Annotated in this window: 11 protein-coding genes; 2 read left to right on the forward strand and 9 right to left on the reverse strand. The window is 52.3% G+C overall.

The window, feature by feature from the left end; genetic code table 11:
* Positions 1-252: 252 nt before the first annotated feature.
* Positions 253-450 carry a 50S ribosomal protein L31 gene (rpmE, locus tag LBW89_RS24090; protein ID WP_148454429.1) on the reverse strand — a complete coding sequence of 66 codons (198 nt, stop codon included), beginning with the start codon at positions 448-450 and terminating at the stop codon, positions 253-255.
* A 279-nt stretch (positions 451-729) separates the two neighbouring features.
* On the opposite strand from rpmE, the gene LBW89_RS24095 reads away from it, so the two are divergent.
* A complete protein-coding gene (locus tag LBW89_RS24095) occupies positions 730-1,632 on the forward strand; it encodes an Rpn family recombination-promoting nuclease/putative transposase (protein WP_225040641.1) in 903 nt (300 codons plus the stop codon).
* A gap of 67 nt (positions 1,633-1,699) precedes the next feature.
* Here the strand turns inward: LBW89_RS24095 and LBW89_RS24100 are convergent, their stop codons facing one another.
* From LBW89_RS24100 to rpoE, 8 genes are all read right to left on the reverse strand, one after another.
* On the reverse strand, positions 1,700-2,968 hold the full coding sequence (locus LBW89_RS24100) for a radical SAM protein (protein ID WP_225040643.1): 1,269 nt from the start codon (positions 2,966-2,968) through the stop codon (positions 1,700-1,702).
* Positions 2,969-2,994: 26 nt separating this feature from the next.
* Entirely contained in the window at positions 2,995-4,350 is a 1,356-nt protein-coding gene (rho, locus tag LBW89_RS24105; protein WP_213508923.1) for a transcription termination factor Rho, read from the reverse strand.
* 144 nt (positions 4,351-4,494) lie between these two features.
* On the reverse strand, positions 4,495-5,748 hold the full coding sequence (locus tag LBW89_RS24110; protein WP_148454422.1) for a UDP-N-acetylglucosamine 1-carboxyvinyltransferase: 1,254 nt from the start codon (positions 5,746-5,748) through the stop codon (positions 4,495-4,497).
* 174 nt (positions 5,749-5,922) lie between these two features.
* Positions 5,923-6,777 (reverse strand): class II fructose-bisphosphate aldolase, encoded by an 855-nt coding sequence (locus tag LBW89_RS24115; RefSeq protein WP_148454419.1) that lies wholly within the window; start codon positions 6,775-6,777, stop codon positions 5,923-5,925.
* A 156-nt stretch (positions 6,778-6,933) separates the two neighbouring features.
* Entirely contained in the window at positions 6,934-7,644 is a 711-nt protein-coding gene (locus LBW89_RS24120) for a hypothetical protein (RefSeq protein WP_225040645.1), read from the reverse strand.
* Positions 7,645-7,881: 237 nt separating this feature from the next.
* Complete coding sequence (locus LBW89_RS24125; protein WP_213508920.1) at positions 7,882-8,259, reverse strand: response regulator; 378 nt, start codon at positions 8,257-8,259, stop codon at positions 7,882-7,884.
* A gap of 163 nt (positions 8,260-8,422) precedes the next feature.
* Entirely contained in the window at positions 8,423-10,024 is a 1,602-nt protein-coding gene (locus LBW89_RS24130) for a CTP synthase (protein ID WP_148454411.1), read from the reverse strand.
* 276 nt (positions 10,025-10,300) lie between these two features.
* Positions 10,301-10,873 carry a DNA-directed RNA polymerase subunit delta gene (rpoE, locus tag LBW89_RS24135; protein ID WP_225040647.1) on the reverse strand — a complete coding sequence of 191 codons (573 nt, stop codon included), beginning with the start codon at positions 10,871-10,873 and terminating at the stop codon, positions 10,301-10,303.
* A gap of 427 nt (positions 10,874-11,300) precedes the next feature.
* Between rpoE and LBW89_RS24140 the strand changes: the two genes are divergently transcribed.
* Positions 11,301-12,461, forward strand: a complete 1,161-nt coding sequence (locus tag LBW89_RS24140; RefSeq protein ID WP_225040649.1) for a S8 family peptidase — start codon at positions 11,301-11,303, stop codon at positions 12,459-12,461.
* Positions 12,462-12,476 lie beyond the last annotated feature (15 nt).

The raw sequence follows: 12,476 nt of genomic DNA on the forward strand, positions 1-12,476 counted from the left end.
TCGTGTGGGCTAGACTATAGCTCTTGTTTGCCATCTAAGACCATTCCTTTCATTATTGAGCCTGAACATCTCAATTTTATGGGAATGGTCTTGTTGGTCAAACCCTAGATCCCTCCACCCGCATAGCAGGTAGTTTGTTGTTTCGCGCGCTTCGTGAGCTCAACTGGCTAAAGCCTCAAAAAAAATCCCCCGCGACCCGCGGGGGATTTAAATTTCGCATTTATCAGAGTGGCTGTCAAGCAGCTCGTCTCATTAGATGCCGTATTTCTTTTTGAATCGATCCACACGACCACCAGCATCCAGGAACTTCTGTTTCCCAGTGAAGAAAGGATGGCAGTTGGAACAAATTTCAACGCGCAGCTCTTGTTTCACGGAACCCGTTTCAAACGTATTTCCGCAAGCGCAAGTTACTGTAGTCACGTGATATTTGGGTTGAATGGCTTCTTTCATGACTTTCACCTCTTTCCGCCCTGAGCCTCATGCGTGCACAGAGTTATAATGACACATAAAAACATTATAGCACGGGAGCTTCCACTGCGCAATTGCAAAGCTGAAGGGAACATTTCTCCTCACACGCACCTTTCTAGATGAGTTTGCGATGGATGGAACATAAGCGTATAATCAAAAGCACAAACCCATAATAATCGGTAGTGAAGCACACTCGCGAGGCCATCTTGCCCGCCGTGTGCTTTTTTTGCGTGGATTAAAACAAGGAGAGGAGCTTAGGAGATGAAAACTTCCATCCCGCATGACGAAGCTTTCAAGAAGCTGCTGTACACCTTTTTTGCGGAATTTATCGCCTTGTTCTTTCCCGAGCTGGATAAACAACTCGATCATCGGCATACCCGTTTCCTTATGCAGGAGCAGTTGGTCGATATTATCGGAGAGGAGAGGCGTACGCTGGACTTGCTGCTGGAAACCCGATATAAAGCAACTGACACCTATATCCTTATTCACCTTGAGCCTCAATCTTACCGCCAAGATGACTTCCATGAGCGGATGTTTATTTATTTCAGCCGTCTTTTTGAACGACACCGGAAAGAACATCAGTTAATCATACCGATCGCCGTTTTTACCGAGCCTTTTCTTATCCATGAAACAAACACGTTGACTATGTCCATTCCCGGCCATTCGATTTTGAACTTTCAATTTTTGAAGGTGGAGATTTGCAACCATAATTGGAGAGACTTTATCGACTCGAATAACCCCGTGGCGGCTGCTCTTTTGGCGAAAATGGGATATAATAAGGGGGAGGAACGCGAAATTCGTTTTTCTTTTTTACGTATGATGCTCGGCCTTCGAAAAAGACTGGATGATGCGAGAATTGCGCTAATTATGTCTATCGCAGACCTGTATTTCCAACCTGATCGACAACAGGATGAATCCATATTACTGGAAATCGCTCAACAATTTCCGGAAGAAGGTGAACACATTATGGAACTGATGCCGGCTTGGAAGCGCTGGGGCTATGAAGAAGGTTTAGAAGAGGGGATAGAGAAGGGAATAGAGAAGGGGATGGAAACCGCCCGGCTCAAAGTTGCCCAAAAGCTGTTGGAAAAAGGATTCTCTCTCGAAGAAATTGGCGAAACCATTGAACTGCCCGTAGAAGAAGTGCAAAAATTAGTGAAGTAAACCATTACAAACAGCCCCCTGTTCATGGCCGCAGCCATGGGTAGAGGGCTGTTCTTTAGTTTACAATCTATTTTCGCGCCTTCACTCTTGCGAGTTCGGCCGGAGGTACATGCGTATACGATCCGATCACGACGTCAGGCAGCTCCTCCTGGAAGATTTCGATCGCTTGCTTCATGCCGAGAACCTCCCCTTGCGCTTTCGGAATGAGTTCCAGATAGCTTTCGGGGTCGATATTCAGATTGCGCAGTTGAATCAACCGCAAATTCGTACGACGGGCGAACTCGATCATCGCTTCAATCTCCTCCTCCCGGTCCGTCACACCCGGAAAGATTAGATAGTTAATGGAAGTATAGACGCCTTGATCGGCCGCATACTTCAGTGATTTCTCCACATTGGCCAGCGTATATCCCCGCGGCTTGTAGTAGGCGTTGTAGTGGTCGTCCAATGCGCTGATGGTGCTGACCCGCATCAGATCAAGCCCCGCATCGACAATGCCGCGGATATGATCGCTCAGACCAGCGTTGGTATTGATATTGATATATCCCATATCCGTCTGCCGACGGACCTCCCGAATCGCCTCAATGATTAACTTGGCCTGGGTCGAAGGCTCACCCTCGCAGCCCTGCCCAAAGCTAATGATCGAATCCGGTGTCTTGAGATGCTCCAGCATCACCTCAACGAGCTCCTCGACCCGTGGTCGGAAATTCATCCGCGTCTGCGGCGAGACAAAGCCGCTATCGTCCGGCTGTTCCGAAATGCAGCCGAAGCAGCCGGCGTTACAGGAGTACGACACCGGAACAGCCCCTTCCCAGCGGTTCAGGAAGGTATTCGAAGCGGTCAGGCATTCGTAGCCGAGCGCACAATTGGACAAGTGCTCGTAGAGCCGGTTGTCCGGGTACCGCGACTTCAACGCCTTGACCTGGCTCTTGAGCTCCAGCGGATCGCAGTTCAGCGGATTCCATTTCTCCGGGTCGTCGGACATCCGGGCGGTCACGTAAAACTGGCCGTCCTTCCAGACCACCGCGGAATACCCGAACAGCGGCAGCTTATACTCCTTATCGGTCTTGATATAACCCGGCAGGCAAAGCCTGGTGTACCCCTGCGGCAGCAAAGCGCCAACCGCCTGGACATCCCCGGGCAGCGGCTTCATCTCGCCCGTATCCGGGTCCAACCCGATCGGACGCGTCGAGGGCAGACCCACGAGCGTCGCTCCCGCCGGCAGGGGGATCAATTCGTCTTCCAGTATTTCGACAATCATATCGGCGCTGCGGGCCAGCCCGTACAGTTCCGGATGATCGTACACTTGTCCTTGCTGGTCAGCATATACTAAGTACATCTTGTTCCCCTCTTCTGTTGTTGGCCTTAGGATGAACTCGAGCCGTTACTTGCGCCGCTCCCGGAGCTATGACCGGATCCGGACGAGGCGGTCCGCGTCGTTCTCCGCGCTCCCGATCCGCCGCCCGACGGGGCATTGCCGGCCGCGTCGAACGAAGCCAGAAACTCGGCGTTCGTCTTGCTGTCGCGCAGCTTCTTCAAGAAGCCTTCCACGAAGTCGTAGGAATCGTTCATATTTTTGCGGATCGCCCAAATCGTATCGAGCTCTTCCTTCTTCAGAAGCACCTCTTCCCGGCGCGTGCCGGAACGGCGGATATCGATCGCCGGGAAAATACGGCGCTCCGCCAGCTTCCGATCCAAATGAAGCTCCATGTTCCCCGTTCCTTTGAACTCCTCGTAAATAATATCGTCCATCCGGGAGCCCGTATCCACCAGCGCCGTGGCCAGAATCGTCAAGCTGCCTCCCTCTTCCACATTTCGGGCCGAGCCGAAAAAGCGTTTCGGACGGTGAAAGGCCGCCGGATCAATCCCCCCGCTAAGCGTACGCCCGGACGGAGGCACTACCAGGTTGTAAGCCCGGGCAAGCCGCGTGATACTGTCCAGCAAAATAACGACATCTTTCTTGTGCTCGACCAGCCGCAGCGCACGCTGCAGTACAAGCTCCGCCACTTTGATGTGGTTTTCCGGCAGCTCGTCGAACGTCGATGCGATGACTTCGCCTTTGACGGAGCGCTGCATATCGGTCACTTCTTCAGGGCGTTCATCGATCAACAGCACGAACAGCTCGATGTCGGGATGGTTGGTGGAAATACTGTGGGCGATTTCTTTAAGCAGCAGGGTCTTCCCGGCTTTCGGAGGCGCCACGATCAAACCGCGCTGTCCTAAGCCTACGGGGGCAAGCACATCCATAATGCGGGTGGATAAGTGGGTTGGAGATGTTTCAAGCACTAGTTTTTCCTGCGGGTAGAGCGGAGTCAAAGCCGGAAAATGGAGGCGTTCGGCAGCGATGGCCGGGTTCTCTCCATTGACCGCGTTGACCTGCAGAAGCCCGAAATACCGTTCGTTTTCCTTCGGTGTCCGGCATTTTCCGGAGACCAGGTCTCCGGTGCGGAGATCGAATTTACGAATTTGCGAAGCGGAGATATAGATATCCTCCGTGCTCGGCAAGTAGTTGATCGGCCGGAGGAAACCGTAACCTTCCGGCAGGATTTCCAGAACCCCTTCCATGAACATCAGACCGCTCTGTTCGGCCTGAGCTCGCAGAATGGCGAAAATCAGTTCTTTCTTTTTTAACTGACCGTAATAAGGAATTTGATGCTGCTTCGCGAGCTTGTACAGCTCGGTCAGCTTCATCCCTTCCAAATCGGCGATTTGCAGATCCATGTAAAAACCACCTATTCAATTTTATCGTTCAAATTATACAATAACCTTTCACTCGGGGAAATGAATCTATGAAATCCCGGATGATTGCTAGACTTACTTACTAGTATACCCGTTCCCGGACAACTTATGCCGGGAAAGCTTCCGTTATTCCACCTGGCGCCATACATCGGCCCCCAGATCTCGAAGATTGGTAACCAGGTTGTCGTAACCGCGATCGATCAATTCCACGCCGGACACTTCGGTAATCCCGCCATCCACCGTCAAACCGGCGATGACAAGCGCCGCTCCGGCGCGCAAATCGGCAGCTTTTACCTTGGCCGCATTTAAAGGCGCCCCTTCGATAATGGCCGAACGCCCCTCGACTCGAATTTTCGCGCCCATCCGAACCAATTCGGGCACATGCTTAAACCGGTTGCTGTAGACAAAATCGCTCAGCACACTGACCCCTTCGGCCTGTGTGAGCAGGCTTGTCATCGGGGATTGCATGTCGGTCGGAAAGCCGGGGTAAACCAAAGCTTTAACATCGACATGGTTATACTTCGCCGCCCCGATCACCCGAATCGATTCATCCAGCTCCTCGACGCCGACGCCCATCTCCAGCAGTTTCGCCGTCAGGGCCTCCAGGTGTTTCGGGATCACGCCATCGATCACGACATCGCCGCGGGTAGCCGCTGCTGCGATCATATAGGTCCCCGCCTGAATCCGGTCGGGAATAATCGAGTGGCGGCAGCCTTTCAGCTCGGATACGCCTTCGATGCGAATCGTCTCGGTTCCGGCGCCCTTAATGCTGGCGCCCATGGCATTCAAAAGTGTTGCAACATCTATAATCTCAGGCTCTTTGGCCGCATTTTCGATAATTGTGGAGCCTTTGGCCCGGGTGGCCGCCAGCATAATGTTAATGGTTGCTCCCACGCTGCTGACATCCAAATAGATCTTGGCGCCGCGCAGTTCCTTGGCGTGCAGGTGGATGGAGCCGTGCTCGTTCGTTACCGTCGCACCCAAAGCTTCAAATCCTTTAATATGCTGATCAATCGGCCGGGGTTCAAAATTGCAGCCGCCCGGTAGTCCGATTGTCGCTTCTTTAAAACGCCCCAACAGCGCCCCCATCATATAATAGGAAGCCCGAAGCTTCTTCACGGGCCCGTTCGGCATAGGTATCGATCTCACTTCGGAAGGGTCGATTCGCATCTGGCTGCCTTCCCAAAATACGCGGGCACCCAGCTCCTCCAAAATCTCCGAGTACACAGCAACGTCGCTCAAATGCGGCAAATTATCCAGCACGACTTCGGATTCAGCCAGTATTGCGGCAGGTATAAGTGCGATCGCACTGTTTTTGGCACCGCTAATAGATACGGTACCCCGCAGCGGACGTCCGCCGCTAATCATTAGTTTCTCCATAAGCTCAAGGGTCCCCCTACGTATAATGCAGCCGAAAGACCGGCTTCTAACTCTTCCATTATCCACAAGTCGGGTCATTTATTCAAATTTTTTGCTATGAAAAGGGAAAGACACCGTCTAGACGGTGTGCTTTCCATGATCTGTCTATTCAACTGGTAAACCCAGCAAGTAGAATTAGGCTTTGTTGTTGGAGCCGAATTCGCGGATTTTGCCGACGACTGTCGCTTTGATCGCATCGCGGCCAGGCACGATGTATTTACGAGGGTCGTACGCATCCGGTTTTGCAGCCAGCACTTCGCGAACCGCTTTGGTGAAGGCCATTTGGTTCTCGGTATTTACGTTGATTTTCGAAGTCCCGAGGGAGATCGATTTTTGGATGTCGTGCGTAGGAATGCCTGTCCCCCCATGAAGAACGAGCGGAATTTTCACGGCATCACGAATTTCTTCCATCTCTTTGAAACCGAGGTTCGGTTCGCCTTTGTAAGGGCCATGAACGGAACCCAGAGCTGGAGCCAACGTGTCGATTCCGGTTTCGTTGACAATCCGGATGCACTCTTGCAGGTCGGCATATTGGATGCCGCCGATCACGTCGTCTTCTTGTCCGCCAACGGTACCTACTTCAGCTTCAACGGAAACGCCTTTGGCATGAGCGTATTCTACAACTTTCTTCGTCATGGCGATATTCTCGTCGATCGGATGGTGGGAACCGTCGATCATAACGGAAGTAAAGCCGGCGTCGATCGCTTCCTTACATTTCTCGAAGCTGGAACCATGGTCGAGGTGAATTGCGACAGGAACGGTAATCTTCATGTCATGCAAAAGACCTTCCACCATTTTGACTACGGTATAGAAACCGCCCATATGGCGCGCAGCACCTTCGGATACCCCGAGAATGACCGGAGATTTCTCCTCTTCCGCCGCAGCCAGAATCGCTTGCGTCCACTCAAGGTTGTTGATGTTGTATTGACCTACAGCGTATTTCCCCTCAAGCGCTTTGTTCAACATGTCTGTCATAGATACTAATGGCATGGGTTTCAATCCTCCTAAGGATGTTGGATTATCTTTTATTAGCCGACATTCACACATGTTTTATTATACCACAACCTGTGGAAATTACTATTCAGGTTTCCTGAGGGTTGTGAACGGTTTTGTACTAATTTGTGCCCATCTTCCGCTTTATTGGGGTTAACCCGCAAATAACTCGTCTTTTTTAACTGGAGCCGGGCGCTCTTTTATTTCGACATGCTCAAAGCTAATAAACTCTACCGGTAATGAATCGAGGTACTTGTATTCCTCAATCCTTTCGGCATCTTTTCTCCATTTCCCATGTCGATCCTTAAGGTATACTTCTCTTTTTACGGGCAAGCCTGTTGATTCGTCCATAAAAATAATTTCTTTTTGATCAGCCTGTTTCGATGTTGCTTGCAGTAAAGTCTGGCCGTTTTCCTGTAGCGTATGTGCTCTATTCCACTTTTTTTGCTTTAGTTCTTCCTTTTGTTTTTCAAGCAAGGAGATCTTCAAGATCCGTGCGTTTTCGGCAGCGATATGTTCTGGTAAAAGCCACGTAGTTCCCGCCAATTTTCCAGTTGCGTGATCTCTCCCAATAGAAGTTACCCTCTTCCCGCCCTCGGATACAACTATTTTAGTTTGAAGCTCCCCATCCAGATAAGTTTCACTCACTTCCATCAGATGGACTTTATCACGAACATGCACAGTATAATTTGTTTTAGAATTTGATGCTTTCATATATTCGACTTTTCCTGAAGTTATCCTGTCGGCCGCTTCAACCACCTGACTCTGGGCGCTAACCGTCGCGTCTTTAGCCTTATATAAGGCGGTTACAAATAGAATCGTTACACCTAATAAAACAAAAAATATAAATTGAATTTTTTTCACTTTGGCCCCCCTTATTCTGCAGTTTAGACAGCTCAGGAACATACGCGAATTGAACATCCAATACCAATCTTTCATACTATAAAACGGATAAAATATGGATTAGTTTTGCCGCTGCACAAGTTACAGTCTGTCCCAAGGATTCAAGCCGGCCATAAAAAAAGACCTTCATTAGAGGTCCGGGTCATCTCACACCCTACCTGCTAATGAAGGTCTTATTCGCTTTGACTTCCATGCCGCCTAAAGAGAAGCGGCTCCTTTCAGCTGCATGTTTACGGCCGAACGCATTTCATCGATATCAAACGGCTTGGTAAAATGCATCAACGCGCCCAGCTCGGTGGCTTCCTTAATCATGTCCAGCTCTCCATAAGCCGTCATCATAATGACCTTGATTTCGGGATTGACTTCTTTGATGTGTTTGAGGATTTCCAGCCCGTCCATGCCCGGGATCTTCATGTCGAGAAGCACGAGGTCGGGCGCATCGCTGCGCACAATTTCCAGAGCCAGCTTGCCGTTGGCAGCCTGATAAGTCTTATACCCTTCGCTGCTGAACACTTCCATAAGCAAAATGCGGATTCCGTTCTGATCGTCGACAATCAACACCTTTTTCTCTTCCACGTCGTAGCCCTCCTACAAGTCCACCCTTATAATCTTGTAATGTAATTATTCGCCTTTGTCTTGGAATTCCCTTCTAATCTGGAAAAAAGAGACTTAAAAAACATAAAGACTAAGGAGTTAGCAAAAGGTGGAACCGGCTACCGTCGGAAACCCTCCGACGAGATCAGGACTGATGAGCGATGGAAGCCTTGACGAATTCGCGGAACAACGGTTGCGGACGCGTCGGCCGGGAGGTGAATTCCGGATGGAATTGTACCGCCAGGAACCACGGATGTCCCGGCAGCTCGACGATTTCCACAAGGCGGCCGTCCGGAGAAGTCCCGGAAATGCGCAGCCCGGCCGATTCGATCGCTTCGCGGAAAGAGTTGTTGAACTCATAGCGATGCCGGTGTCTTTCGTATACGAGCTCATCATCATAACACTGCATGGCCAGAGAATCCGGCTGCAGCTTGCACGGATAGAGCCCAAGGCGCATGGTACCGCCCAGATCTTCGATATCCTTCTGCTCCGGAAGCAAGTCGATGACCGGATATTCGGTAGACGGGTTGATCTCCGAGCTGTTGGCGCCCTGGAGACCGACCACGGACCGAGCGTATTCGATCACGGCAACCTGCATACCCAAGCAAATGCCGAAGAAAGGAATTTTGTTCTCACGCGCATAGCGGATCGTTGTAATTTTCCCCTCGATGCCGCGGTCTCCAAAGCCGCCCGGCACCAGAATGCCGCCGATGCCCTTCAGTTGCTCGTGTACATTCTCTTCCGTTACTTCCTCCGCGTTCACCCAGCGAATTTTCACATCGGCGTTCGCATCGAATCCGGCATGGGAAAGCGATTCTACCACGCTCAAGTAAGCATCGTGCAGAGCGACGTACTTCCCGACGATCGCGATCTCCACGGACTTCTCCAGCTTGCTGATCCGCTCTACGAGCCCTTCCCACTCGGTCATGTCCGGCGCAGGAGTCGTGAGCTTGAGATGGTTCACCACGATCTCGTCGAGCCCCTCGTCGCGCAGATTCAGCGGCACCTCATAAAGCGTGTCGGCATCGCGGCATTCCACGACGGCGTTCGGATCGATGTCGCAGAACAGAGCGATTTTCGCCTTCATGTCGTCCGAAAGCTCGTGCTCCGTCCGGCATACGATGACGTTCGGTTGAATGCCGATGCTGCGGAGCTCTTTAACGCTATGCTGCGTTGGTTTGGTCTTGACCTCGCCGGCAGCTTTAATATATGGAATCAACGTGACGTGAATGTACATCACGTTCTCTCGTCCGATATCGCTCTTGATTTGGCGGATCGCCTCCAAAAACGGCAGGCTCTCGATATCGCCGACCGTCCCGCCGATCTCCGTAATGACCACATCGGAGCCCGCTTCGCGGCCGGCGCGGAAGACACGCTCTTTAATCTCGTTGGTGATATGCGGAATAACTTGAACCGTTCCGCCCAAATACTCCCCGCGGCGCTCCTTGCCGATAACGGAGGAATAGACTTTACCCGTCGTTACGTTGCTGTTCTTGGACAGGTTGATATCGATAAACCGCTCGTAATGGCCCAGGTCCAGGTCCGTTTCCGCACCATCGTCCGTCACGAAGACTTCCCCGTGCTGATAAGGACTCATCGTTCCCGGATCGACGTTGATGTAAGGGTCGAACTTTTGAATCGTTACTTTCAGACCTCTGTTCTTAAGCAGCCTGCCGAGCGAGGCGGCCGTAATCCCTTTGCCCAGGGAGGATACGACCCCGCCTGTCACGAAAATATATTTTGCCACAGTTCAAAAACCTCCTAAATTAGTTACGGGTTGCTTTCAGGCGACTTTAGATCAATATAGCGTAGCGTAACCCATTCCGCTGCAAAACATAGCAAAAATAGGCATAAAAAAACAAAAAAGTGACACCCGAACAAGTCGGGGCACTTTTTATTTACATACATTTATAGGTTTGAATCATAAGCCCATGCAATAGTTTACCCGTTACCTCCCCCTGTGTCAAGAGAAGGTAAAAAGGCAAAAAAGTGAAGAGATTGAGCTTATTTAGCCTGTGGCTTGTTATCGATCCGAATCGTCTTCGTCATCAAAGTCGTCCTCTTCGTCGGCGTCTTCCTCCAGATCTTCGTCCTCATCCAGATCTTCGTCGTCCAGCAGAGCGTCGTCTTCGACTTCCTCGACATCTTCTTCGTCATCATCGGAGAACAGATCGTCGTCCGAATCCTCATCGACCGCGTCGAAATCGTCATCTTCTTCGTCCGATGCGAAGGTATCCTCTTCTTCCTCGGCAAATACATCGTCATCCAGATCATCGTCGTCATCGTTAATGATGCGCGGACGCTTGGAGTTCCCTACCGGATCCTCCGAACGTTCGATCGGATACCAGCGCTTCAGGCCCCACAGGTTGGTGCCGACGCAGGCGAAACGGCCGTCGATGTTAATCTCGGTGTATAGCTGAGCGATCGCTTCGTTGATTTCTTCCTCCGACATGCCGCGGAGTTTGGCTACCTCGTTCATCAGGTCGCGGTAATAATACGGCGTATTCGCCGCCTTCAAGATCATAAAGGCCAAGTCGACCATCGGGATTTCGTGCACTTTCTCCGGGTCGATTTTCAAATTGAGCGGGGTACTCACGAAACGGACACTTCCTCTCACGCAATTTCACAAAAAGGTTGATTTCCTAACTAACATATCCATATCACAAAATAGTAAACCTTATTTGCCTTTAAAAAGCAAGTTTTTTAGTTGTGCCCAAACCGTGTCCGTTCATGGCGAAGAGACGAAGAGCGGGGCTCTTCGCCTCATGACTGTATCCGCTTCGGAGGAAGCCTGCGCCCCCGCGGAAGATGGTGAAAGCCATAGGCGGCCTTCACCTTATCCTATGTCCATTTTCCCGCTTTGACACGGTATGGTATAGCCCAACTTTACAAATCCAGGGATGCCTATCCTTCGGCGGACACCGAGCTGCCCATTTTGCCGGGAGAAGGGCCACTTCCCCATACCGAGCGTGGGACGCTGTCATACAATACTGCAACACGCTTCGTCAGGAGGGCTACCCTGAATGGATTACTCCAGCTTCCTGCGGTATTTGAATGACCACATTGACACCTCCGGAAAAAGCGGTCGACATATTATCCGCTTTACGCACCCGGCGATATTTGCCGAAATGGCGCGCCAGCTGCGGAGGCGGAGAAACCACGATCCGGCTCTGCGCCGGGTGCGGGTCTCCGCCTTGCTTCAAGCCCTAGTGTGCCCTATGGCACCGGATAGAGGAATCCGGGAACGGTACGGTCTTCTCGTCGAGGAAGATGTCCGGGTCTCGGTTCACGCCGCGACACCGAGCAAGGACAGCCCCACGGGGGTTCCTTGGGGAGTCCGGCGGATCGGCGCCCCCGACGCCTGGTCGGTCTCCACCGGCAACCAGATCCGGATCGGAGTTATCGACACGGGGGCCGATTTCAGCCACCCCGATCTCCGGAATTCCCTGGCCCGGGGCGTAAATATCTTGAACCAGATGAGTCTCCCTTATGACGATAACGGCCATGGCACGCATATCGCGGGAACCATCGCAGCCTCGGGCGGCTCCCGGGGGATGATGGGCGTAGCGCCCCGGTCCCTGATCTATCCGGTCAAGGCGTTTGACCACAACGGATCCGCCTATGTATCCGATATTATCCTCGGCATCGATTGGTGCGTCCAAAACCGCATGCATATTATTAATATGAGTTTTGGCATGAAGAACAAAAGCTTGTCGCTGCAAAACACGATCCGCCGGGCTTATCAGGCGGGAATCGTCGTCGTCGCCTCCTCGGGCAACGATAAAAAAAACCGCAGCGTCGACTACCCCGCCCGGTATCCCCATACGATCTCCGTCGGGGCGACCGGTCGTGACGGGCGCGTCGCCCCGTTCAGCAACCACGGACCGCGCATCGACATTTATGCGCCCGGCGAAAAGATCAAGTCGTGCTGGCTCGGCGGCGGGTACCGCGAAATGAACGGGACCTCGATGGCCACCTCGCACGTCAGCGGCTCGATCGCGCTGCTGCTGGCGCTCCGCCCGGGGCTCACGCCGGGCGAGATCAAGCGGCGGCTGCGCCGCACCGCGCGCGCCCTGCCCTCCCCGGGAGCCAAGTCCGGCCCCGGGGAGGTCCACGCCGCCCGGCTGCTGCGCGCAAGGTCCGCCGCAGCCGGCAAAAAGCCGTCAGGGAAGTCCAGACCCTGACGGCTTTCGGGCAGC

Source organism: Paenibacillus sp. alder61 (assembly GCF_020179875.1).
Lineage (GTDB): Bacteria > Bacillota > Bacilli > Paenibacillales > Paenibacillaceae > Fontibacillus > Fontibacillus faecis.